The 25,849-nt window shown below is 75.9% G+C and carries 5 protein-coding genes; 1 reads left to right on the top strand and 4 read right to left on the bottom strand.

Annotated features, from left to right (window positions below; genetic code table 11):
- Positions 1–4: 4 nt before the first annotated feature.
- On the top strand, positions 5–793 hold the full coding sequence (locus tag ABTY40_RS16440; protein WP_352060118.1) for a thioesterase II family protein: 789 nt from the start codon (positions 5–7) through the stop codon (positions 791–793).
- Here ABTY40_RS16440 and ABTY40_RS16435 read toward each other — a convergent pair.
- The 4 genes from ABTY40_RS16435 to ABTY40_RS16420 are packed head-to-tail and all read right to left on the bottom strand — an operon-like array spanning position 759 to position 25,775.
- Complete coding sequence (locus tag ABTY40_RS16435; protein WP_352060117.1) at positions 759–1,985, bottom strand: beta-ketoacyl synthase N-terminal-like domain-containing protein; 1,227 nt, start codon at positions 1,983–1,985, stop codon at positions 759–761. The genes ABTY40_RS16440 and ABTY40_RS16435 overlap by 35 nt on opposite strands.
- Positions 1,982–2,272, bottom strand: a complete 291-nt coding sequence (locus tag ABTY40_RS16430; RefSeq protein WP_352060116.1) for a phosphopantetheine-binding protein — start codon at positions 2,270–2,272, stop codon at positions 1,982–1,984. The genes ABTY40_RS16435 and ABTY40_RS16430 overlap by 4 nt, the downstream gene beginning before the upstream one ends.
- An 11-nt stretch (positions 2,273–2,283) precedes the next feature.
- Positions 2,284–3,534, bottom strand: a complete 1,251-nt coding sequence (locus ABTY40_RS16425) for a hydroxymethylglutaryl-CoA synthase family protein (protein ID WP_352060115.1) — start codon at positions 3,532–3,534, stop codon at positions 2,284–2,286.
- The gene (locus ABTY40_RS16420; protein ID WP_352060114.1) at positions 3,531–25,775 is read right to left on the bottom strand and encodes an SDR family NAD(P)-dependent oxidoreductase; all 22,245 of its coding nucleotides are present in this window, start codon (positions 25,773–25,775) and stop codon (positions 3,531–3,533) included. The genes ABTY40_RS16425 and ABTY40_RS16420 overlap by 4 nt, the downstream gene beginning before the upstream one ends.
- Between the last annotated feature and the right edge of the window lie 74 nt (positions 25,776–25,849).

Below are 25,849 nucleotides of genomic sequence, written 5' to 3'. Positions count from 1 at the left end.
CAGGATGACCGACGAATGGGCGGCCGCACCGCGCACCGCGGACACCACGGCCGCGCACTGGACCGCCGGGACACGCGACCCGGACGCGGCGGTCCGGATGATCTGCTTCGCCCACGCGGGCGGGGGCAGCGCCCTGTTCCTGCCCTGGCGCCGCCGGCTGGCGCCGCGGATCGACGTGGTCCCCGTGGTGCTGCCGGGCCGGGAACGGCGGATCCAGGAACGGCCCCACACCCGCATGGCCGACCTGGTCGACGAGCTCGTACCCGCCCTGGAACCCCTGCTGGACCGGCCGTACGTGCTGTTCGGGCACAGCATGGGCGCGATGGTCGCCTACGAGGTGGCGCAGCGGCTGCGTCCGGCGCCCGGCATGGTGTTCGTCTCGGGCCGCCGGGTGCCGGGGGTGACGGGTGAACGGCACCTGCTCGGCGACCGGGACCTGCTGGGGGTGGTGAGCGGGCTCGGTGGCACACCGTCGGCGCTGTTCGACTCCCCCGACGTGGCGAACCTGTTCCTGCCCGCGCTGCGGGCCGACTTCCAACTGGTGGAAACCTACCGGCCGGCGGCCACACCACCGCTCTCCTGCCCGCTGACGGCGCTCACCGGGGACGCCGACCCGGAGGTCACCCCGGCGCAGATGGCGCGCTGGGGCGACCTGACGGCGGGCGGTTTCGGCCTGCACGTCTTTCCGGGGGATCACTTCTACCTGAAGGGGCTGCCGGAGGCGCTGCGCCGCACCCTGCTGGACGGGGCGGACCTGGTCAGCCGGGCGCCCGCCACACCACGGCGGAGTTGAACCCGCCGAACCCGAAGGCGTTCGACACCGCCCAGCGCAGGCGGGCCGTCACGGCGGTGTCCCCGGCCAGTTCGGGGGCACCGTCGATGGGGTCGCGCACCCAGGGATTGGGGTGCACGAAGCCGTCGCGCAGCTGGACGACGACGGCGACGGCGGACAGCAGTCCGGCCGCCGTGAGCGCGTGCCCGGCCAGTCCCTTGACGGCGTTGACCCACGGTCTCGCGTCGCCGAACACCTCGGCGATCGCCTCGGCCTCGACCCGGTCCCCCAGGGGGGAACCGGTGCCGTGCGCCCCGACCAGGTCGACGTCGGCGGGAGCGATCCCGGCGTCCCGCAGCGCGCGCGCCATGACGCCGGCCTCTCCCGCCACGGTCGGGTCGGGCTGACTGTTCGCGTCGAGCCCCACGGCGCACCCCGCGAGCCGGGCCAGCGCCGGGACACCGCGGCGGGCGGCCGAGCCGGCCGACTCCAGAACCACGGCAGCGGCGGCGGGCCCGTGGACGAAACCACGGTGGGAGCGGTCGAAGGGGCCGCCGGGGCCGGGGCCGGCGGTGGGCACCATCGCCCCCAGGTTGAGAAAGCTGCGCAGCTCGGCCGGCGAGGGTTCGGCGAGGGCGCCGACGACCAGGCAGACGTCGAGGATCCCCCAGGCCACGAGGCGGGCTCCGTGGACGAGGGCGAGGTTGCCGCTGGCCGAGGCGCCACCGACGGTCAGGCCCTCGCCGCGGATCCCGAAGGCCTCGCTGAGGGTGGCCACATGGTCGGTGTCCTGGTACTGCAGTGCCAGCCGGGGCGGGACCAGCATCGGATCGCGGGCCATGCGGGCCGCGGCGGCGGCGCTCTGGGCGCCGTTGAGGTTGCTGCCCGCGACGACCACGCCGATCCGCCGCGGGTCCGGTCCGCCGTGGTGCAGACCGGCGTCGCGCCACGCCTGGCCCGCGACGGCCAGGGACGCGCGGACGGGGTGTGAGGCGCGGCGCGTCGCGGTGGGCGGCAGGGCCGCCGCGGCGAGTGCCGCGTCCAGCGCGCCGTCCGGCCAGGGGGCCCGGTAGGGTACCGGCTCCCCGGCGCCGGCGGGCGCGATGGTGATCCGGCCGGCGCGGAGGGCGTCGGCGTTCGTGGGCACGTCGGGGCCGAGCGGCGACAAGGCTCCCAGCCCGGTCACGACGACCCCGGCCGCTGCCGGGGTCACCGGTACCGCTCGAACAGGGCGACCAGGTCGCCGACGGGCATGGCCTGGCGGAACTCGGTGATCGGGACGAACACGTTCAGGTCGTCCATCACGTTGGTCACGATCTCGCTGCGGTCGACGCTGTTGAGGCCGAGCTCCGCGAGCGTGCGCTCGGGCACGATGTCGGCGGGCCGCAGGTCGGGCAGGATCGCGACGGCGTGGCGGCGGATCGCCGCCAGGACGGCCCCGCCGGGCTCGTTCCCGGTGGTGGTGCCGTACGCGGTGCCGGTGTCGTCGGTCCGGTCCATGTGGTGTCCCCTCAGATCCATTCGTAGTGGCGGTGGTAGTCGTCGATGCCGCGCAGGGCGAGCAGGGGCGGGCGGTCGCCCGGGGCGGGGAGCCAGGCGGGGGGCGGGCCGACGGTGTGCCGGCGCCGCGGCAGCAGGCACGCCTGGTTCTCCGGCAGCAGTTCGCGGTACTCGTCGAAGTCCAGACGGCGGCGGGCGGCGAGGCGCGGCCCGATCTTCCGGGCGGCGACGGCCCCGCGGGCGCCGTCCCCGAGCGTGCCGCTGAGAAACTCGGAGGAGCAGCCGGAACCGTAGGAGAACAGTCCCACCCTCGCCCGGTCCCTCATCACCGGCAGCGAGTCGATCAGGCTGCTCAGCGCCAGGTAGAGGGAGCCGGAGAAGAGGTTGCCGACCTCGGCGGGATAACGCAGACCGGGCTCGACGCGGTGGGAGAAGTCGGCGGCGATCTCGGCCGGCGCGAGGTCGGTGAACTCCCGCATGGCCCGGCGGTGCGCGGCCCTGACCATACCGGCGAACGGGGTGTGGAACACGAGGTGGGCGAACGTGCCGTCCAGGGTGACGCCGGCCACCCGGCGCCGGTAGTCGGCGAAACTGCGGACGGTGCATTCCAGGTAGGCGACGAGGGACTGGTCGGCGTCGGCCAGTTCGATGTCGGGGCCGGGCCGGGCGGTGTCCATGGTCTCGAAGCTGTGCAGGCCGAACGCGCCGAGGTCGAGGGTGAGGACGTCGGGCTGTTCGCTGAGCAGCAGGGCGACGGCGCCGCTGCCGGTGGCCAGTTCGGCGTACTCGGCCCGCTCGTCGGCGAGCCCCACGTCGGTGGCGATGAGCAGGACGCGGGCACCCGGTGAGGCTCCCGAGGCGAGGTGGCCGGCGGCCAGCTGGAGCGCCGCCGTCGCCGCGTAACAGGCCTGCTTGACCTCCAGCAGGCGGCAGTGTGCGGGGAGTTGGAGATAACGATGGACGTACGATGCGATCGACTTGCTGTAGTCGACCCCGGACTCGGTGGCCACCAGGACGAGTTCGATCCGGTCGCGGACGGCCGGGTCGAGGTCGTCGAGCATGCCCTTGGCGGCGTTCACGGCGTGGGTGACGGGGTCCTCGAAGGGCAGCGCGACGGAGCGTCCGGTCAGCATCAGGTTGGTGACCCGGCCGGGGTCCAGGCCGCGGCCGGCGGCCAGGTCGTCGGCGGTGATCCAGGCGCTGCCGCCGTACACGTCGAGCGCCTCGATGCCCACGGTCGGGGGACGCGGGTCGGCGGTCATGCGGTCTCCTCTTCGGGTTCCGGCGCGGACCGGTCGGGGGCGCCGGTGGTGGACGCGCGGGTGGTTCCGGTGCCGGAGGGGGTCGGGGTGTCGGAGGCGGCTTCGGTCGCGGCGGTGCCGGGGCCTTCGGCGGGAGCGGGGGCGCGGTCCGGTGTCCGGCCGGTCGCGGCCGAGACCGTCTCCCGCAGGATGCGGTTGACCTCGTCCGCGTGGGTCACGCACGGGAAATGACCGGCGTCGGCCAGTTCCTCGTACCGCGCGCCGGGAATGGCGTCCGCGAGCCGGCGGGCGGTCTCCACCGGCACCACGGAATCCAGCCGGCCCTGGACCACCGCCGCCGGCAGGTCCAGTTCGGGCAGCCTGCGCAGCAGGTCCGGTTCCCCGGCGAACAGGTCCAGGTAGGACAGTCCGACGTAGGCGTCCATGCTCTCGCACCGCAGGAGTCGCGCCGCGAGGTCCGGCAGCCGGGTGCCGTCACCGGTGGCGGCGGCCACGGCCGCCATGTCCTCCGCCACGACGACCTCGAGCCGGTTGACCTCGCCGACGCGGTTGGCGTACCGGTAGGAGCCGCCGATGGTGGTCAGCGAGGCCGCCCGGGCGGGGTGCCGCAGGGCGAAGGTCTGGGCGAGCAGCGCGCCCCAGGAGGCGCCGACCAGGTGCAGGGGCCCGTCGACGCCCAGCCGGTCCAGGGCGTCCGTGAACAGGTCGACGATGTGGTCGAGGGACATCCTGCCGTTGGTACGGGTGGCTCCGACCCCGGGATGGTGCAGGACCACGAGGCGGTGGTCGCCGCCCAGGCCGGAGAACTGCGGGGCGAACATTCCCGCCCCGATGTTGAAGGGATGCATCAGGAGCAGGGTGGGGCCGTCCGTGCCGTGCACGAACGCCTCGACGGTGGCACCGTCCAGGCCGACCAGGTGGCGTCGCACGTCCGGGGTGTGTTCGGTGAGCACGGCCAGGTTGTCCCCGGCCCGCTCGTAGCCGCCGGCGACCGCCTCGCGGACGTCGTCGGGGATCCGGTCGGCCGGTTCGAACCGTGCCCGGGCCAGGGCCATCGGCGTGGCCACGGGCACGGTGGGGTGCAGGTCCACCACGCCGGCGCGATGGCCGAAGCAGTCGGCCAGCCGGTCGGTGAGCGTCCGGGCGTCGGAGTCGGCCAGGCCGATCGGCACCGCGAGCCGCAGCAGCCCGGCCGGGTCGTCGCCGACGTGCGGTCCGCCGCGCACCCCGGTGGTGCGGTACAGCCAGGCGAGCAGGGCGGCTCCGGGCTGCGTCAGCGTACGGAAGGCGTCGTCGCGTCGCGGGTCGAGCAGGACGCAGTGGGTGCCCGGCCCGCCGTGTACGGGAGCGCCGGCCTCGACGAGCCGTCGGTGCAGCTCGCGTACGTGGACGGCGCGGCGGCGCACCAGGTCCCCGGCCACGTCGGTGTCGGCGAGGGCGGCCGCGAGGACGGCCTGCTGCTGCGCGCCGAGGTTCCGGCCGTAGGTGTCCTCGTCCTCGGCCAGGCGCTCGGCCAGGTCGGCGCGGCGGGTGGCGATCAGTCCGCCCATGCCGACGGCGAAGTCCTTCGACAGGCTCAGGGTCACCGCGTCGGCGGTGTCCAGCAGGGCCCGCACGGTTCCCCAGAGGTCGCCCCCTGCCTCCTCCTCGGTGATCGCAAGGGCGTTGTCCACGACCCGGGTGGCGTCCAGGACCAGCGGGACGCCGCGTGCGCGCAGGGTGCGCGCGGTCTCGCGCAGTGCCCCGAGGGAGAGCGGCACGCCGCCCGCGGCGTTGGTGCTCAGCTCCAGGCAGACGAACGTGACGTCGGTGCCGTGTTCGTCCAGCGCGGCGGCGAGCCCGGCGAGCCGTCCGTCGCCGCCCAGGGGGCCGCCGTCCGGCCGGGGGATGCGGACCGGCCGCAGACCGGCCTCGGCCAGCGCGAACTGCCAGGTCGGGAAGAGGTCGTTGTGCAGCACCACTCCCCTGCGGCCCGGCCAGGCACGGCACATCCGCAGTTCGGCGGCCCGTCCCGACGGCGCCCACGACACGTGGGGCAGCGCCAGCCAGTCCGGCGGCGCGGTCGCGGCCCGCAGCGGGTCCGCGACGCGGGCGGCCAGGGCGGCCATCCGGTCGGTGACGAAGGAGTCGGTGCGCTCGAACCACGAGTCGGTGAGGAGGTCGTGCTCCACCTGGTCGTGGCTCAGCAGTACGGGGTTGTGTCCGGACCCGGCCAGGGCGGCGACGCGGTCGCTCGCGGACTCCGCGCCCCGGTCGCCGTCTGCGGAGCCCGCGTGCCGGTCGCTCGTGGAACCCGCGTCCGGGCCGTTGACGGAGCCGGGGTTCGGGCCGCTTCCGGGACCGGGGGTGGGGCCGCTCCCGGGACCGGGGGTCGGGGAGCCGTCACCGTCGCCGTCCCCGCCCGGTCCGTCCTCGGCCGAGTTGGCGATCATCATGATCAGATCGACGGCGTCGGTGCGGCCCGTGACGGGCTGGCAGAGGTAGAGCGGCACCTCGACGGGTCCGAACTTCTTCTTGAACCGGTAGTTTCCCTCGTCGAAGATCGCGACGGAGCGCAGCTCGGCGAGGGCCTGGCGCACGTCCTGCGCCGGGTTGGTCGTGGTGGTCACCTCGACGCCGAAGCTGCCGCCGAAGCTGAGCACTTCGGCACCCTCCGCCGCGAGCCGCCGGACGATCTCGACCAGGCTGAACTCCAGTCCGCCGAGCGGCAGATCGCGGGGGTAGAACTCGACGTCCAGGAGGTAGCCGTTCTCGGCCGGCAGCGCGGCGAGGACGATGGCGCTCAGGAGCCGGTCGTCACGGTAGGTGAGGAAGATCCGGTGCCGCTCGGGCAGTTTTCCTGCCCTGATCAGCTCGCGGGCCTCCGCGACGTAGGCGTTCACCATCTGCTTGCCCTCGGCCCAGCGGTCCACGAGGTCGGCGACGGCCGTGTCCGTCTCCGGGTCCGTACCGCTGACGTACTCCTCGACCCGGTTGTCGCCGTGCCGGCCGAACTTGTTGACGAGGTAGCGCAGTTTGCTCCGCCGGCCGCCGGACAGCGAGAACGAGCCGAGGTCCTCGAGCCGTTGGACGACCCCGAAGGCGGTGGCCAGCATCGGGGTGCCCGCGAGCTCGGTGAGTGGTTCGGTGGACAGCAGGTTCAGCCGGAGTCCGGTGCGCTCGCAGTGGGCGAGCAGTTCGCCGGCCGCGCCGGTGAACCGCTCCGGCGCTCCGGTGTACCGCCACACCAGCACCGAGTCACCGCGCCGGCCGATCGCCAGATAGCCGTCACGGGTGGAGGGGAAGAACAGCAGCGGTGCGATGCTCACTCCGGCGAGTCCCGCCTCCATGCCGTACCGCTGCTCCACCTCGCGCACCAGGCGCGCCAGTTCGGGATGGGCGGCCAGCCCGGCGCGCGCCACGACGAGCGCGGCCGGTCCGGCGGGGGTGGGAGCGGGCGCGGGATCCGCGACCCCGGTGGCGGCGGCCCGGGCGCTGTCGGCGGTGGGGTCCCACGGGGCTTCGGCGAGCCTCGCCACGGCCGCCGCGCCGAACCGCTCGACGAGGTGACCGGCCAGGGCCGCACAGTCGGGGTGGTCGAACAGGAGGGTCTTGGGCAGCGTGCCCAGCGCCGTTTCCAGGGCGCGCACCGAGCGCAGCATGTCCAGCGAGGTGAGCGCCCCGTCGGTGAACCGGCCGTCGGGGCCGAGTTCGGCGCCCACGGCACGTTCGACGGCCGCGCGGACGACGGCGACGGGATCGGGCTCCGGCGCCCCGGCGGGCGCGGGCGGCCCCTCCGCCACGGTGGGCGGCCCGGGCGCGGGCGATGTCTCCGGTACGGTCCGGGACTCGGGCACGGGCGACGCCTCCGGGTCGGGGTCGGGTGCGGGCACGAACGTCGCCTCGGGCCGGGTCGACGACCGGGCCGGCGGCACTGGTTCGGGCGTGGGCGCGGTTGCCGGCGGGACCGGTGCGGGCGCGGGCGCGGTTCCCTCCGCGGGCCGGGCGGGGGCCGCGGAGAGCGGCTCGGGGGCCGGCGCCGCCGCGGTACCCACGTACGCCGCGAGGCCGGCCAGCGTGTCGTGCTCGTAGAGCTCGCTCGTCGGCACGGTGATGCCGTGCCGGTCGTGCAGCCAGCGCACGAGTTCGACGCGCATGATCGAGTCCAGGCCCAGTGCGGTCAGCGAGTCGTGGTCGCCGATCTCGGCGGCCGGCAGGCCCAGCGCGGCGGCCACCCGTTCGCGCAGGGTGCCGGCGCCCGGACCGGTTCGCGGAACGGGGGGCGCCTCGGGTTCAGGCACCGCGACCGGTGCGGACGGGCTCGGGTGCGGGGTCTCCGCGCCCAGTGGCGTCAGCAGGACCCTGCCGTCCGCCGTCCGGCGCGGCCCGGCGTGCACCGGACCGGCGGCGGCACCTTCCGGAGCCCGGTGCGCCGCCGCGGGGAACCAGTGAGCCGTCCGGACGAAGCCCGGTACCGGCAGGGGCACGCGGCCGGGCGGGGCGGGCCAGAGGGCGTCCCAGTCGACCGCGTGACCGGTGCACCAGGCAGCTGCGAGGTCCGCCGGGCCGGTGTCCGTGGGAGCGCCGGAAGCCCTGTCGGTCACGATGCCCCGGTGCACGCCGTGCGACGTGGTGTCGCGCAGCGCGGCGATCAGACCGGCACGGTCGAAGGCCACGACGGCCAGGCGGTACGGCAGTTCCTCCCGTCCGACCTGGAGGGTGTACGCGACCTGGTCCAGAGGGAGGTCCGGCTCCCGGTCCAGGGCGTCGGCGAGCCGGGTGCGGTAGTCCGTGAGCGTGCGCTCGTCACGGGCCGACACGGGCACCACGAGCGGGCCGTCCAGGGGGGCAGGTGGGGCCGTACGGACCGGCAGGCCGCCGGTCTGCAGCACCACATGGGCGTTGGATCCGCCGAAACCGAACGAGCTGACCCCGGCACGGCGGACCGGACGGCCGGTCTCGTCGGGCACCGGCTCCCACGGACGGGCCGCGCCGTCGGCGAGGGCCAGCGGCGTTCCCGCCAGCCTCAGGTGGCGGTTGGGCTGCCGGAGGTGCGGGTTCGGGGGGACCAGGCCGTGGTCCATGGCCAGCACGGTGGTGAGGAGGCCGGCGATGCCGGCCGCCGCCTCCAGGTGCCCGATGTTGGTCTTCACGGACCCGACCGCGAGGTGCGGCGCGGCGGGGGCGGGCAGGTTCCGGTCCTCGTAGAGCCGGGCGTAGGCCTGCTTGAGCCCCTCGATCTCGACGGGGTCGCCCAGGGTGGTGCCGGTGCCGTGGGCCTGGACGTAGCCGATGGTGCGGGGGTCGACGCCGGCGGCGCGCACCGCGTCGACGACGACCTGCGCCTGGGACTGCGGGTTCGGGGCGGTGAGCGAGGGCGAGCGGCCCCCGTGGTTCACGGCGCTGCCGAGGATCACCGCCCGGACCGGGTCGCCGTCCTCCAGGGCGCGGTGCAGCGGCTTGAGGACGACGGCTCCGACGCCCTCGCCGCGGACGTAGCCGTCGGCGGAGTCGTCGAAGGAGGCGCACCGGCCCCGCGCGCTGAGCATGCCGGCCCGGGTGAAGGTGTCGTAGAGCGCCGGGCTCAGGGTCAGGTTGACGCCTCCGGCGACGGCCAGGTCGCAGTCGCCGTCCCGCAGCGCCCGTACCGCGTGGTGCACGGCGACGAGCGAACTGGAGCACGCGGTGTCCACGGCTTCGCTGGGGCCGCGCAGGTCGAGCAGGTGGGAGACGCGGTTGGCGAGGACCGCGTGGGCGACCCCGGTGGCCATGTGGGGCTCCGAGGCAGCTCCCCGGGACGCCATCAGTTCGTTGTAGTCGCCGGTGGCGACGCCCACGAAGACCCCGGTGGCCGTGCCGGCCAGCTCCCCCGGGCGGCGGCCCGCGTCCTGGAGGGCCTCCCAGGTGACTTCCAGGAAGTGGCGCTGCTGCGGGTCCATGAACCCGGCCTCGCGCGGCGAGATCCCGAACGCGGCCGCGTCGAACTCCGCGACGCCGTCCAGGAATCCGGCCCGTACGCCGCGCATCCGCGGGTCCGCGCGCAGCTCGGGGCGGTCGGCCGGGACGGGGCCGATCCGGTCCTGTCCGGCCGCGACGATCTCCCACAGCGCGGTCAGGTCGCCGGCGCCGGGGAAACGGCCGGCCATGCCGATGACGGCGATGGGGACTCCGGTGGTGCGGTCGAGGGCGGACGGCGGTTGCCCGGGTACGGGCGCGGACCGCGGCGCCTGCCGCTCGGGGGCCCGGGGAGACCCGGTGCCGTGGCCGGGATCGACGCCGGTGTCCGGTTCGGCCGGAGCCAGCGGGGCGGCCGGCGCACGGCCGACGTGGGGGTGGTCGTGTACCAGGCGGTCGGCCAGGGCCTCCAGGGTGGGTGCCTCGAAGAGGACGGTGGGCAGCAGGTCGAGGCCGTAGCGGTCGTTGACGCGGGTGATCAGCTCGGTGAGGGAGATCGAGTCGAAGCCCAGCTCCATCAGGTTGGTGGAGAGGTCCACGTCGTCGTCCGACACCATCAGGAAACCGGCGGCGAGGGAGCGCAGCTCCTGTTCGACGGTGCCGGTCCGCGCGGTGTCCGTCCCGGCCGGGGCCTCGGTGGCGGCCGGAACCGCCGCCGGGGCGGGGACGGCCTCTTCCCTCGCTTCCGTCCCCTGGCCCTGCCGTGCTCCGGCCTTCCGGGCTTCCGCCTGCCGCCGGAGGCCCGGTGCGTAGGCAACCACGCCGGGGCGTGGCTCGTCCCCGGCGAGGAAGGCGTCGAAGGCGCGCAGGGCGTCCGGGGACGGCAGGGGGACCATGCCGGAGTGCTGGGCCATCAGGGTGCGGCTGGCCTCGCGGACCGCCAGGCCGCCGTCCGCCCACAGCGGCCACGCCATGGAAACCGTGCGGCCGGAGCACAGCCCGGCGGCGTGCCGGGCGGTCCGTTCCTCCGCGAAGGCGTCGAGGAAGGCGTTGGCGAAGGTGTAGTCGGCCTGCCCCAGATTGCCGGTGGACGCCGCCACGGAGGAGAACAGGACGAGGAAGTCGAGCGGTTCGTCGCGGGTGGCCTCGTCGAGGTGCACCGCGCCCCACACCTTGGGGGCGAGCACCTCGGCCGCCTGCGCCGGGGTCTTGCGCACCGCGAGGGCGTCGCGGGTGACCCCGGCCGCGTGGACGACGCCGTGCAGGGCGCCGAACCGTTCCCGGATCGCGGTGACGAGCTCCCGCACCTGGTGCCGGTCGCCGACGTCGGCCGGGTGGTACATCGCCTCGACGCCGGTCGCGGTCAGCTCCCGCAGCGTCTCCTGGACGGCGGCGTCGGCCGGGCGGCGTCCGCACAGCACGATGTTGGCGCCGTGGCTCGCGGCGAGGTGCCGGGCGACCGTGGCGCCGATCCGTCCGGCGCCGCCGGTGATCAGGTAGGTGCGGGCCGGGCCCGTCGCGGTGGGCGGCGCGGCCGGCGCCGGTGTGTACTCCTCGTACTCCACGGTCTCCCGGCGGGTACCGGTGAGCCGGATCTCCCCTTCGTCGGCGCCGAGGAGTTCGTCCACCAGCAGACGGGCACGGTCCGCCGGGTCGGTGTCGGCCCCGAGGTGCGCGGTGAGGCCGGAGAAGCCGCTGTGTTCCAGGGCGAGCGTGCGCAGCAGGGCGGTGATCGCGGCGTAGGCGGGGCGGGCCCGGCCGGTCGCCGGGTCGCCGGCGTGGGCCACGAGGACGCGCAGGGGTGCCGCCGGGCGGGCCGCCAGGTGCGGTGTGACGAGTGGAAGGACGGTCTCGAAGCCCTTTCGGAGCTGCTCCGTCAGGTCGTCGGCCCCGGTGGGGCAGACGTGGAGGACGGCATCGGCCGGGCTCTCGTCCTGGGCGAGTCCCCAGGTGATCGAGCGGCGGCCGAGTTCCGCAGCCAGCTCGGCGCGCAGTCGCTGGTCGGGGCAGTTGAGCACCACGTGGCGCACGGGACGGCCGGGCCCGGGCGGGCCGGCCGGGACGGGGCGGGGACGCCGGTGGCGGATGTCGACGGCGTCCGGTCCGACGGGGCCGGTCGTGCCGGTGTTCCGCGTGCTGTCCGTGTCGTGGGTGGCGGGTGGGGCGGTGGTGTCGTGGCGGACGGCGGTCAGGCGCAGGCCCCGCAGCGCGAGGACGTGTTCCCGGCCGTCGAAGAGGTCGAGGTCGACGGTGCGTGAGCCGGTGGTGCCGTGCGGGGTCACGTCGCGGGCGTGGACACGGCACCGGGCCGGGAGCGGCCGGACGCAGGTCAGTTCGGTGAATCCCGTGGGCAGGTATCCGGTGGTGCCGTCGAGTACGGCGAGGGCCTGGAGCGCGCCGTCGAGGACGGCCGGGGCGAACCATTGGCCGGGGGACGGGGAGGTGGCGAGATCGGCCAGGCACTCCCCCGGCCCCGCCCACAGGGCCTGGAGCACCTGCAGGCCGGCGCCGTGGTGTACGCCGCCGGCGGCCAGCCGGGCGTAGACGACGGCGGGAGCGACCGGCGGGCCGACCTCCTGAGGGGTCGGGGCGGTCACCTCGGACGGCGGCGGGTCGGGCAGGTGCTCCACGCCGCCGGTGACGTACGCGGCGCCGTCGGGGCCGGTGATCGTGAACGGGACCGTGGGCGCGGGCCCGTGTCCGGCCGTGACCACACGGACCTCGTCGGTGGCGTCGAGGTCGAGGGGCCGCAGCCAGGTCAGGTCGGTGAGACGGATCCCGCCGGACAGCTCGGGCAGTGCCGCACGGACGAGTTCGGGCACGGCGGCGCCGGGCAGGATCCTGCGGTTCCCGACGTGGTGCTCGCGAACCGCGTCGTCGAGGACGCGCAGGGAGACGGTCGCGGTCACGGCCTCGGGCACGGCCCGGGCGGCCGGCGGTGCGGCGGAGGCGGTCTCGTGCGACGCGTGCGCGGCGGGCGGGTTCCGCGGAGTCCACCAGATCCTGCGGCGCTGCTGGGGGTGGCCCGGGAAGGCGGCCACCCGTGGTGGCACGGGCCAGCGGGCGGACCAGTCGACGTGTTCGCCGTCGACCCACCTCCGGGCGAGCTCCGCCCAGCTCCCGGTGCCCGTGCCGGCGGACGTCCCCCGGCCGGGGGCGGCCGTACCGCGCCAGGTGCCGGGGCCCGTCTCCCCCTTGGCGATCTCGGTGAGGCGGGCGACCAGCGCGGGCACGTCGGTGCACAGGACGGCGACGCGTTCGCGGAACGCCGGACGGCCCACCTGACTGGTGTGGGCGAGTTCGCGCAGGCCGGTCCCGGCGGGCAGGCGGGTGGCGAGGGCGGCGGCGACGTCACCGGCGTACTGGGCCAGCAGCTCGGGCGAGCGCGCGGACAGGACGAACAGCTGCTCGGCGTCGTCCGGCGCGGCCGGCTCCCGGGCGGCGACGGCCGGGCGGTATTCCTCCAGGACGACGTGCGCGTTGGCGCCTCCGGCACCGAAGGAGCTCACCCCGGCCCTGCGCGGAGCAGGTCCGGCCGGCCACGGGCGCAGTTCGCGCGGCAGTTCCAGGCGGTCGCCGAGATCGATGCGGGGGTTGACGCTGTCCAGGTTGGCGCAGGGGGCGATGGCACCGTGGCGCAGTTGCAGCAGTACCTTGGTGAGCCCGGCGATGCCGGCCGCCGCCTCCAGGTGGCCGATGTTGGCCTTCACCGAGCCGACCGCGACCGGGCCGGTCTCCCCGGTGGCCGTGGCGGACGCGGGCCGGTCGAACACCCGGCGCAGGCCGGCCATCTCGATGGGGTCGCCGAGGGCGGTGCCGGTGCCGTGCGCCTCGACGTAGCCGATGGTGGACGGGCCGACCCCGGCCCGGCTGAGGGCCTCGGTGATGACCTCGGCCTGCGCGTTGGGGTTCGGCACGGTGTAACCGGAGGTCCGGCCGCCGGCGTTGACGGCGCTGCCCTTCACCACGGCCCAGATGTCGTCGCCGTCGGCGACGGCGCGCCGCAGGGGCTTCAGGAGGACGGCTCCGACTCCCTCGCCGGGGACGAAACCGTCCGCGCCGGCGTCGAACACCCGGCACGTGCCCTGCGGGGACAGCATGCTCAGGGAGCACAGCGAGACGAAGTGCGCGGGATGGATGATCACGTTGACACCTCCGGCGACGGCCGTGTCGCATTCGCCGCGCCGCAGGCTCTCGCACGCCAGGTGCAGGGCGGTGAGGGAGGAGGAGCAGGCGGAGTCGACCGCGTAGCTGGGCCCGGACAGGTCCAGCAGGTACGACACGCGGTTGGCGACGGACCAGTACGAGGAGTGCGCCCCGGTCAGTTCGCCCCGCGGCCACGCGGTGGCGCCGAGCTGGCCGTAGGTGCCGTACATGACGCCCGCGAAGACACCGGTGCGTCCGGTCGCGCGGTCGCCGAGGTTGCCGGTCTGTTCGAGCAGGTCCCAGCAGGTTTCGAGGAACAGCCGCTCCTGCGGGTCGATCGCGACGGAGTCGCGGGCCAGGATGCCGAAGAAGGCGGGGTCGAAGCGGTCGACGCCGTCGATGAAGCCGCCGTTGGCGGTGTAGAGGCGGTTGGGGGTGCCGGGCCGCGGGTCGTAGTGCTCGCGCCACGCGAACCGGTCGGCCGGCACTTCGGTGACGGCGTGCTCGCCGGACGCGAGCAGTCGCCAGAACGCGTCCAGGTCCGGTGCGCCGGGGTAGCGTCCGCTGACACCGATGACGGCGATGTCGTCGGGCCGTACGGAGGGTTCGCCGTCCGGGCGCGGGGCCGAGGGGGCGGCCTGCGGTGAGGCCGTCCCGTCGGTGCCGGTGCGGGCCGCCGTGCCGGGGCGTACCGGGGGCGCGGGCCGTTCGGTGGGCGCGGCCGGTGCCGGTGGCCGCGCGGTGCCGGTGGCCGCGGCCAGCCGGTCCGCCCGTTCCGTGCGCAGGTGGTCGGCGAGGGCGGCGATGGTCAGGTGCTCGAAGAGCAGGGTCGAGGGCAGAGGGCCGAGGTCGGCCTCGAAACGGTCCACGAGGGTGAGGCTGACCAGGGAGTCGACGCCGAACTCGTCGAACGCGGTGTGGTCGCCGAGGTTCTCCGGGTCGTGGCGCAGGACGTCGGCGAAGACGGACCGCACGTACGCGCGGGCCGTCTCCCGGGGGACGGTGACCGCCGGGTCCGGCTGTCCGGCCGGTCCGGTACGCCGGGCGGTGAGCAGGCACGGTGTCGCGGAACCGCCTCCGGCGCCGCCTGTGCCGTCGAGAGCTTCGGCGCTGCCGGTGGCTCCGGTGCGGACCTCGACGTCGTCGAGTCCGGCGGCCCCGGCGGCGGTCCGCCAGGTGTCGGGGGCGAGCAGCGGGGAGTGCGCCAGGCGCAGGTGCGGGTCCTGGTAGCGCCACCAGCCCTGGGTCAGGCCGAACGTGAGGGTGAGGAAGTCGGAATGGCCGGTGGTCTCGTGGACGAGGAGCAGTCCGCCGGGGCGCAGCAGCCGGACGGCGTGGCGCAGAGCGGCCGTGACGTCCGTGGTGGCGTGCAGCACTCCCGCGACGACCACCACGTCGTGGTCGGCGCCGAAGCCCTGGGCGGCGGGGTCCTGCTCCACGTCGAACCGGGTGAACTCCAGGGTGACGGACGGCGGGGCGTCCGCCCGCAGGGTCTCCTCGCCCTGCCGGAGGAACGTGGGCGACAGGTCGGTGAAGGAGTAGGTGAGGGGTGCGGCGCCGGCGAGGGCGTCCAGGACGACGCGGGTGGTGGCCCCGGTGCCCGCGCCGATCTCGAGGACGCGGGCGCCCGGTCCCGTCGCGTCGACGTGGCGGCGGACCCGGGCGGCGAGGTCCCGGTTCACGGCGCGTTCGGCGGGCCCTCCGCCGTAGAAACGGGCGAGCCGGTCGGTGGAGCCGCCGGGGAACAGGACCTCGAGCGGGTTGCGCCGCCCGGCGAGGACGTCCGGCAGCGCGGCCACGCATCGCCGCAGCAGGTCCTCCTCGGCCTCGGGCACGGTGACCGCCGGGACCGGCACCGGGCCGGTGCCCACGAGGTCGGTGCCCTCCCGGCGGACGGCCCCGGCACGTTCGAGGATGGGCAACAGCGCCTCGAACAGGCGGTGGTGGGCGGGCCGCACGCCGAGCCGCGACGCCGTCGTGGCCGCGGGGCACCGTTCACCGGGTGCGGGAAGCGCCCCCGCGGCGGTCAGTTCGGCGGCCAGCAGGGCGCCCGCGAGGACGTCCAGGGGGTCGCGTCCGGTGGCGGATTCCTCGACGACCAGACCGAGGTCGCGGAGGGCTCGCGGTGTCGCCCGGGCGACCAGGGCCTGAGGTGCGCGGGCGGTGAGGATCCGCTCCAGGGCGGCGAATCCGTCGGCGGGCTCGATGGAGCCCACCCCGCTCTCGGCCATCTCGCGGGCCCGGCGCGGGTCGGCGACGGCGCCGACGCTGCCCCAGTAACCCCAGTTGACGACGGTCACGGGCACCGGGCCCGTGGCGTCCAGGGTGTGCCCGAGGGCGTCCTCGACGGTGCTGGCGGCCCCGTAGGCGGCCTGGCCGGGCGAGTCGATGGCGGACACCGCCGAGGAGAACAGCACGAAGTGGTCGAGGGGTTCGTCCCGCAGGACCTCGTGCAGCACCCGGACGCCCCGGTCCTTGGCGCGCATCGCGGCCCGCAGGTCCTCCGCCTCCGCGAAGGCCAGGGTCCGGTCCCGCAGTTCCAGGGCGGCGTGCACGACGGTGGTGACGGGGCCGAAGGAGGCGTGGGCCGCGGCGAGCGCGGCCCGTACGTCCTCGGGCCGGGACACATCGCCCTGGACGTAACGGACGCGTCCGCCGGCCGCCTCCACGGCGGCCAGCCGTTCCGTGACCCTGGCGTCGCTCGCGGGCCGGCGGCCGAGCCAGACGAGGTCGGCGGCCGCCGTGCGGGCCAGGTGGCGGCTGAGGGCGTGGCCGATGCCGCCGGCGCCGCCGACGATCAGGTGGACGCCCCGGGGCCGCCAGGGGGATCCGGCGCCCTCACCGGTCCCGTCGGGCAGGGGGCGGAACACCTGGGTGAGCCACCGGCCCGCCCGGAGGGCGAGCACGGGGTGTTCCGCGGGGGCGCGCAGCAGGGTCTCCGCGTCCACCGCGCTCCGGCCTCCCGCGTCCCCCGCCTGCCGCACGTCCGGAACGTCGAGGCAGCGGACCCGCCACCGGGGGTGTTCGGCCCGGGCGGTGCGCAGGACGCCCAGGACTCCCGCGCGGGCCGGGCGGGTGACCGCGGTCCCGGCCGCGGGCAGCGTCCCGTCGACGACGGCGGTCAGGTCGAGGGGGCGCCGGGCGGCGGGGCCCGCCGCCAGCGCGCGGACGCAGTCGAAGACCTGTGTGACGACGGGGTCGCGGTCCGGGTCCTCGGCGGCTCCTCCGGTCAGGACCAGATGGACGGCGTCCACGTCGGTCCCGGTGAGCAGGGCCGGTCCCTCGGCCAGGGGTGCGCTGCGGCCGTCGCGGCGGCCGGCGAGGGAACGGGCGAGGTCTTCGGCACCGTGCGCGTACAGCACCAGGGTGCGTCCCGGCGGGGCGGGCGCCGGGTCCGCCGTTCCGGGGCGTGCCTGCGTCCAGTGCGGCACCAGCACGGACACCGGGGGCCGGCCGTCCGGCTGTCCGGTGGGGGCGGGGCGGGCCACCAGGCCCTCGATGCGGGCCTGTTCGCGCCCGTCCTCCCCGGCGAGCAGGACGGTGATGCCGTCCGGTGTCCGGCGGACGTGCGCCCAGGCGGGCGGTCCGTCGGCCGGGCGCACCACGACGCGGGCGGCGGCGAAGGGGAGCAGCAGCTCGCCGTCACCGGCCAGTACGGACGCGACCTGGATCGCGCCGTCCAGGGCGGCGACGTCGACGAGGGTGCTCCAGGAAGGGCGGTCGGTGCCGTGCAGCCGGCCGAGTGCCTCGCCGTCGCCCACCCGGACCTCCTCGACGACGCGGAAGGCCGGTCCGTAGTGGAGTCCGGCCGCGTCGAACCGGGCGTAGAGCTCGTGCCCGGGCCGGATTCCGGGGCAGCGCCGGGTGAGGTCGCCGAGGGGGAGGCGGGCCGGAGGTTCGGCGGCCGGCCGCACGGTGGCGGTGGCGATGTCCGTGTCGCCGCGGCGCAGCGTGAGGCGGGAGCCGTCTCTGTCGATGCGGACCTGTTGCGCGGTGCCGACGTGCAGGGGGCGCAGCCACCGTACGCCGGCCAGTTCCAGCGGCCCCTCGTCGCCGGCCGCGACCGCGGCGAGGGCGAGGGCGCCGGTACCGGGCAGCACGGGTGTGTCCCCGACCCGGTGGTCGGTGACCTGCCAGGCCTCCGGGGCCAGCCACCAGGTGAGGCCGGGCGCGGCGGCCTGCTCCGGCCAGTGCCGGGTGCCGCGCAGCGGATGCGGGGGCAGCGGTGTGCGGCGGGCGTCGACGTCACGGAACTGCGCGGCGAAGTCGGGGCTGCCACCGGCCAGGTACTCGTCGGCGAGGCGGCGCTGTTCCGGCGTCGCGTCCGCGAGGGCCGGCTCGGTGCCGTCACGGGCGGCCCGCAGGGCCGCGGCGAGGCCGTGGAGGGTGTGCGCGAGGACGACCGTGCGCTCCGGGTGGTGACGGCGGCCGGCGCACAGCGTGTAGGCCACGTCGGCCAGGTGGGGCGCCGCGGGGACCGCCTCCGCCAGGGCGCCCAGGTGGGCGGTGAGTTCCCGGGGCGTGCGCGCGGAGACGGGGACGACGAAGGAACGCGTGCCGGCGGGCCGCGGCGGCCGGGCGGGGGCCTCGGAGACGACCAGGTGGCAGTTGGTGCCGCTGACGCCGAAGCTGCTCACGGCGGCCACCCGCAGCCCGCTCGGTCCCGGCGGCCAGTCACGGACCTCGGTGACGACGTGGAAGGGGCTGTCGTCGAGGTCGAGCCGCGGGTTGGGCGAGGAGTAGCCGGCCGTCGGAGGGAGCTGCCGGTGGCGCATCGCGAGCAGCACCTTCAGCAGCCCCGCGATGCCCGCGGCCATGGTGGTGTGGCCGACGTTGCCCTTGACGGAGCCGATCGCGCAGGACGCCGCCGGTGCCGCGCCCGTCCGGCGGAACGCCTCGGTGAGCGCCTTGACCTCGATCGGGTCACCCAGGGGGGTGCCCGTGCCGTGCGCCTCGACCAGACCGATGTCGTCCGGGGTCACCCCGGCCCGTCGCCACACCCGGGTGAGCAGATCGGCCTGCGCCCGCCCGTTGGGGGCGGCGATGCCGTTGCTGCGTCCGTCCCCGTTGGCGCCGCTGGCCCGGATGACGCCGTGCACGTGGTCGCCGTCGGCCAGGGCACGGGCCAGCGGCTTGAGCACCACGGCACCGACGCCCTCGCCGAGGACGATCCCGTCGGCGGAGGCGTCGAAGGGCGCGCTGCGCCCGGTCGGTGACAGGATGCCCGCGGCACTGGTCTGGACGTGGATGTCGGGGCTCAGCATCAGCGCGACGCCGCCCGCGACGGCCATCTCGCAGTCCCCGCCGAGGATGCTCTGGCAGGCGAGGTGCACGGCGAGCAGTGACGAGGAGCAGGCGCTGTCGACGGCGGCGGTGGGGCCGGTGAGGTTCAGGAAGTACGAGACCCGGGCGGCCAGCACGGACGGGGCTCCGCCGAGGAAGCTGTGCGCGGTGTCGTGCCGGCCGGCGGCGTGGCGGATCTGCCGGTAGTCGGACTGCGTGCAGCCCACGAACACCCCGCAGGACAGGGGGGTCTCGGGGCCGACCGCGTACCCGGCGTCCTCCAGCGCGCGCCACGACTCGGTGAGGAACAGCCGCTGCTCCGGGTCCATCTCCTCGGCCTCGAGCGGGGACATGCGGAAGAAGGGCGCGTCGAACGCGTCGATGCCGGAGAGGGACGCGGCCCACTTGCTGGTGGTGGTGCCGGGGCGGCCCGCCGGGTCGTAGTGCGCGGCGGTGTCCCAGCGGTCGGGCGGGACCTCCCCGGTGCGTTGCCGCCCGGCCGCGAGGTCGGCCCAGAAGCCGTCCAGGGTCGGCGCGTCGGGGAACCGGCCGGCCATCCCGATCACGGCGATGGCGTGCTCGTCGTGCCGCTCCCCGGAGGACCGCGAAGGTTCGGGGGCGGGGCCGGGTTCCGCCGGGGCCGGCGGAGGCGGGGGCGCGGAGGAGTGGGGTCGCCCGTCCCGTACGGAGGCGCCGCGCAGGACGAGCGGGGGCGCGGAGGGGCGGGACACGCCGGCCTGGGGCCGCGGCTCGGGTACGACGGGCGCGGGTGTGACGGGTGCGGGTGTGGGGGATCCGGGCGAGGGCGGGCCCGCCGAGACGGGTGCGGTGACCACCGGACCGGCGGCGGCCGGCGCGGCCACGGCGGCGGGCCGTACCGCCTCGGGCCGTGCCGTCGGCGTCGGTGTCCGCGTCGCCGGAGGGGGCTCGGGCTCGGCCTGGCGCCGGGGCCGGCTCTCAGGTGTGCGGGCCGCCTCCGGGCGGGGAGCCAGCGCCGCCTCGGTGACCTTCTGCCGGTGCCGCACGGCCGCGGCGACCGCGTCGGCCAGCTCGGGCACGGTCGGACACTGGTAGACGAGCACGGATTCGAGGTGCACGCCGAACCGGGTGGCCAGCGTGTTGGTGACCTCGACGGCGCCGATGGAGTCGAGGCCCATGTCGGAGAACGTCTGCCGTGCGTCGACCTCGTGCGGCGCCAGGTAGAGCTGGGCCGCCACCGCCTCCACGACGGCTTCCTCGACGTCGTCGCCGCTCGGGCCCTGCTCCGGTTCCGGCACGGGAGCGGGCGCGGGTACGACGGGTGCGGGAGTCGGCCGCTCCCGGTCGGGCGGGGCGGGGGCGGTCGCCCCGATCGGCGCGGAGTCGGGTTCGGGAGCCGCGACCGGCGGGGCCGTGTCGCGGCCGAGACGGCTGTGGACCCGCTCGACGGCCTCGCCGCCCAGCACTCGCTCGTGCATACGCAGTTCCCGTTCGATCACGTCGGACAAGGCGGAAGTGGTGCGGCGGGCCAGCTCGCGTTTGAGTTCGGCGGTGGCGGCGCGGGACTGGCGGGCGACGGACTGGGCGTGGGCGAGCGCCGCGGGCAGGACCTCGGCGCGGGGCCTGATGTCGACGGAGGCGCCGCGCTGTGCCAGTTCGGCGCCGGTGAGCGGGCGGCCGGTGTAGAAGAGCTGCTGGGCGACGGCGGTCCCCAGTGCGCGTTCGACGAAGTACGTGGCTCCGGCGCCGGGGGTGAAGCCGTAGGTGAGGAACGGCAGGCTGTAGCGCGCCTCCCTGGCCATCACCACGACGTCGGCGTACAGGCCGAACACCAGGCCGCCCCCGCCGGCGTGGCCCTGGAGGGCGCTGATGACCGGCTTGTCGCAGGCGAGGACGAGCTGGTGCAGGAAGGACACGTCGGCGAACGTGCCCTCCTTGGCCGCCAGCCGGGCCATCGCCTCCGGGGTGGCGCCCATGCTGAACACGTCACCGGTGCCCGTGATGACCACGCAGGACACCGAGTCGTCGTCGGCGGCCGACGTGAGGGCCGCGCGGAAGCCGTCGAGCAGGTCGTCGGTGAACGTGCTCCGGCCCAGCGTGATCAGCAGGATCCCGTCCGGCAGTCGGCGTACGTCGCAGGCGGGCCGGTCCGTTTCCGTCACGGTCTCCTTCTCCCTCTGTCCTGGTCGCTGACCCTCCCCCGGCCCGGCCGGGTCCCACGGCTCCGGCTCCGGCTCGGGCTCCCACACGGTCGGCCGCTCCGGCCGGGCGGAAAGCCCCGGCGGGGGGCCGGGTACGGGTGCGGTTCCGGCGCTCTCCGACCGCCACAGGCCCGGCCAGCAGCGTTCGCCCCGGAAGGGGTACGGCGGCAGGGACACCCTTCGGCGGCCCGGCGGCCGGCAGAGGTCCCAGGGCACGTCGGCGCCGGACGCCCACGCCTCGGCCAGCCGTTCCCACTGCCGCGACGCGACCGCGTCGGTGAGGTCGGCCGGAACGGTGGCGGGTTCCCGTCCCCAGAAGGCGCCCGGTGGCGGGGGGCCTCCGTCCAGGTAGGCGCGCAGTGCGCGCCGGGCGGCGGAGGCGTCCGCGCAGACGACCGCCAGCCGGCGGGCCCGTGGTGTGCGGCCGGTCTGCAGCGTGTGGGCGATGTCGTGCAGGGTCGGTGCCGCCCGGCCCCGGTCCGGTTCCCGGTCCAGGTCGGCGAGGGTGCGGTGGGCGAGTTCGTCGGCGCGGAGGCCGGCCGCGGACGCGAGCAGGCCGAGGTCCACCCGTTCCAGGCCGAGGTCCCGCAGCGGCACGGTGGCCGGTACGTCGTCGGGGCGCACGCCCAGCAGCGCCGCCAGCTCGCGGCGTACCGCGCCCCCGTGCCCGTGCCCGTCACCGTCGTCCAGGACGGCCAGCGTCGCGCGTGCCACACGGGCGAGTTGTCCGTCGTCCTCGGCGGACAGCACCAGCACGGCGGGGCCGTCGGCGGGGGCCGGGGCGGGTGGTGCGGGGGCCTCCTCGACGACGAGGTGGGCGTTGGAGCCTCCGGCGCCGAAGGAGCTGACACCGGCCCGCCGTACGCCCGCCGGTCCCGGCTGCCAGGGTTCGGCGCTCCGCTGCAGCCGGAAGGGGCTGTCGTCGAGGCGCAGCGCCGGGTTGACCTCGTCGCAGTGCAGCGTGGGAACGAGCGTGCGGTGACGCAGCTGGAGCAGCACCTTGGTCACCGCGGCGACCCCCGCGGCGCTCTCCAGGTGACCGATGACCGATTTCACGGAGCCGAGCGAACAGGTGGTGTCGACGCCGGCGTACGCGTCGCGCAGGCCCCGGACCTCGATCGGGTCGCCCAGCGCGGTGCCGGTGCCGTGCGCTTCGACGCAGGTGACGGTGGCGGGGTCCACGCCGGCCGCGGCCAGCGCGCCGGTGACCACCTCCGTCTGCGCGGTGGGGTTGGGGACGGTGAAACCGCTGGCCCGGCCGCCGTGGTTGAGGCGCGAGCCGCGGATGACGCCGTGAATGGGGTCGTTGTCGGCGAGCGCGGCGGCGAGTGGTTTGAGGAGCAGCGCGCCCACTCCTTCGCCGGGCACGTATCCGGTGCCGCCCTCGCCGAAGCTGCGGCAGCGGCCGTCGCGGGAGAGCCACTGTCCCGCCGCGAGTTGCAGGTACTTCTCGGGGTGCGGCATCACGTTGACCCCGCCGGCGAGGGCCCAGGTGCACTCGCCGGCGCGGAGGGCCTGCACGGCCAGGTGGATGGCGGTCAGCGAGGAGGAGCAGGCGGTGTCGACGGCGACGCTGGGGCCGCGCAGGTCCATCCGGTAGGAGACGCGGTTGGCGACGGACGAGTGCAGTGCCAGCGGCAGGGGTTCGTCCGGGGCGTCGTCGACGAGCTGGAAGTGGGAGGACATCACGCCGACGAACACGCCCATGCGCCGGTCGTCGAGCCGGTCGGGCCGGTGGCCGGCGTCCTCGACGGCCTGCCAGGCCGTGGTGAGGAACAGTCGTTCCTGGGGGTCCATCCGTTCGGCTTCCCGCCGGGAGATGCCGAAGAAGGCGCGGTCGAACCGGTCGATGCCGTCGAGGAATCCGCCCCATTTGCCGTACGTGCGGCCGGGGGTGTTCGGTTGCGGGTCGAAGTACCGGTCGTGGTCCCACCGTTCGGCCGGGACCTCGGTGACGCAGTCGCGTCCCGCCCGCAGGTTCTCCCAGAACTCCGCCAGGTCGGCGGCCTGCGGGTAGCGTCCGGCCATTCCGATGACGGCGACGGCGTCGGCGTCGTGGCCGGCGGGCTCGGGGCCCGGCGGTGCCGGCCGGGCGGGGGCCGTGTCCGTCCGCGCGGTGGGCCGCTCCCCGGTTCCCGCCTCGGCTCCGAACGGTTCGAGTCGCGGTTCACCGTCCGGGGCCGGGCCGAGGGCCGAGAGGATGCGGTCCGGTTCGCCGTACCCGATCAGGACGTGCCGCCGGTCGGTGGCGAGGGCGCCGCCGAGGGCCTGGAGGGCGGCTTCCGTCGGCATGGGCAGCAGGCCGTGGGTGTCGTGGTCCTGCCGGAGGGCGTCCTCCGGGGCGGTCATGCCGCCGTCCGCCCAGTACGGCCACTCCACGGCGAGGCTGCGGCCGGGGCCCGTACGGTCCCGCATCAGGTCGGCGAGGGCGGCGTTGGCGTAGGCGTAGTCGCACTGTCCCGGGCTGGGCAGGGTGGCGGCGAGGGACGAGAAGGCGACGAAGATTGCCAGGTCGTCCGAGGCAGTGGCCCGGTCGAGCAGGGTGACCGCCCGGGCCTTGGCCGCCAGGACGGCGGCGGTCCGCTCGGCGCTCTTGCGGAAGAAGACGCCGTCGTCGACCACACCGGCGCAGTGGAACACCCCGTCGAGCCGCCCGTGCGCGCCGCGGGCGGTCCCGGTCAGGCGGGAGACGTCGGCCGGGTCGGAGAGGTCGGCCCGCACGTACCGGGCGGTGACGCCGAGCTCGCGCCACGCGGCGATGTGCCGGGTGATCTCGGCGGACTGCTCGCTGCGGGCGGCCAGGGTGAGGTGGGCGGCCCGGTGTTCGCGGGCCAGCCAGTCGGCGACGTGGAGACCGATCCGGCCGGCTCCCGCGACGAGGTACGAGCCGCCCGGCCGGATCGGCGCCCCTTCGGGGCCGGGGAGGGTGACGGGCCGGTGCCGGCGTACCAGGCGCCGTCCCCGGTGGTGGCGGACTTCGGGTTCGGCCGTCGCGTCGTCCAGTTCGGCGAGCAGTGCCGCGACGTCGGGCGGGCCGTCAGGGACGGCCACCGAGCGGCAGCGCAGGGAGGGGACTTCGGCGGTGACGGTGCGCAGCAGGGCGCCCAGTGCGCGGTGGTCGGGGTCGGCTCCGGCGCCGTGCAGGGCCAGCAGCCGGTGCGGTCCGGGCCTGCGGCTGTCGACGACGGCGCAGGCGAGGGTGAGCAGCCGGTCGTAGGGGGCGGGTGCGGGCCAGGTGGCGTCGACGAGGACGCCGGGGTCGAGTCCCTCCGCGGCGAGTCGCCGCAGCAGGGCGGTGACGGCGGCCCGGTCCCGCTGGTCGACGCGGTGTCCGCCCTCGGGGACCGGACCGTCCTGGACCACGGGGATGATCCGCAGGTCGGGCCGGGCGGCGCGCAGCGCTTCGGCCCACTCGGCGCCGAACACGACGATGTCGCCGCCGCCGGTGGCCGGGGCGGGGTCGGGTGCCGGTGCCCAGACGGGTTCGAAGGCGCAGAGTTCGCCCGCGGGGGAGGGCGGGGGCACCGGAGGGGCCGGGGTGGCCGCTGGGGGCTCGCCGTGTTCCGCGACGAGGTGGGCGGCGACGGCGTCGACGGTCGTGTATTCGAAGAGGAGGGTGGGATAGAGGGGGGCGCCGACGAGCCGCTCCAGCCGCTCGGTGGCCTTGAGCACGTCGACCGAGTTCAGGCCGAGTTCGTAGAAACCGACGTCGGACGGAATGTCCGCGGCGGGCCGGCCGAGGTGGTCGGCGAGCACCTCGCGGACGCGGTCGGCCATACCGCCGCTCCCGCCGGGCTCCCGGAAGGTGGCCGGCGGTTCCGCCGGTTCCGTGGGGGTGTCCCCCGCCGCCGCGGGCGTCTGTGGCGTCCGGGGGGTCCGTGGGGGCTCCGGGGTCCCGGACGAGGGGACCGGTCCGGACAGGGGGGCCGTGATGCGGGCCCCGGGGCGCAGGCGCTTGGAGGCGAAGCCGACGATCTCCGCCACCGGACGGCCGTCGGGTCCGTACACGTAGATGTCGTTGCTGAGCAGTTCCCCGGAGTCGGTGAGCCGTTCGACGGACGGCACGTGCACCAGGGCCGGTCCGCGCAGGGGGCGGACGGCGCGGAAGCGGCCGACGAACATCGGCACGAAGGGGTCCGCGCCGGCTTCCGACCGGCAGAAACCGAGCAGGGTGGCCGCGTCCAGCCGTGCGGGGTGCAGGTGGTGGTCCTCGTCGCCGCCGGAGCCGCTGGGGAGGTCGATCTCGGCGAGCAGGCCGTCCGGTCCGCGCCGGACGGTGCCCGAGCACGTCATGCGCGGCCCGTGGTGCACCTGCTGGGCGCGGGCCCTGGCGTACACGGCCGCCATGTCGCCCTCGTCGCCGGGGGCGTGGCGCACGCCGGGGGCGAGAGCGGGCAGCGGGCGGTCGGTCCAGCCCAGCCGGCCCCGGAGGTTCTCCACCCAGGGTTCCTCGGGCCGGCCGTCCCCCACCGGCCGGCTGGTGGCGCGCACGGTGGCCGTCCCGCCGGCGACGCCCTCGATGACGATCCGCAGCTGCCGGCCGGTGTCCGGGGCGGTGGTGACGGGTTCGGTGAACAGGACGTCCGTCAGCTCGGCCCGTTCGGGGTCGAGGCCGCGGGCGTCGAGCATCCGCCAGATCACGTCGAAGAAGGCGCTGCCCGGCATCAGGCAGACGTCCCGGAGCCGGTGCTCCTGGACGACGAATTCGGTCGGTTCCAGTGCGACCTCCGCTTCGACGCGGGATCCCGGACTGAGCATTGACTACCTCCCGTGCGCGATCCGTTGTGGCCCGGACCGGGACAGCTTCGTGGGCGAGGGGGCCGGCGCCCGCT

Source organism: Streptomyces sp. NPDC126503, assembly GCF_040302405.1.
Classification (GTDB): Bacteria; Actinomycetota; Actinomycetes; order Streptomycetales; family Streptomycetaceae; genus Streptomyces; species Streptomyces gulbargensis.
Note: the sequence above shows the minus strand (reverse complement) of the source record. Positions and strands in the feature narration are given on the sequence as shown.

Excerpts from the sequence above, each read along its gene's own strand:
- ABTY40_RS16440 (WP_352060118.1), top strand. The coding sequence starts at position 5 with ATGACCGACGAATGGGCGGCCGCACCGCGCACCGCGGACACCACGGCC.
- ABTY40_RS16430 (WP_352060116.1), bottom strand. The coding sequence starts at position 2,272 with ATGGACCGGACCGACGACACCGGCACCGCGTACGGCACCACCACCGGG.
- ABTY40_RS16425 (WP_352060115.1), bottom strand. The coding sequence starts at position 3,534 with ATGACCGCCGACCCGCGTCCCCCGACCGTGGGCATCGAGGCGCTCGAC.
- ABTY40_RS16420 (WP_352060114.1), bottom strand. The coding sequence starts at position 25,775 with ATGCTCAGTCCGGGATCCCGCGTCGAAGCGGAGGTCGCACTGGAACCG.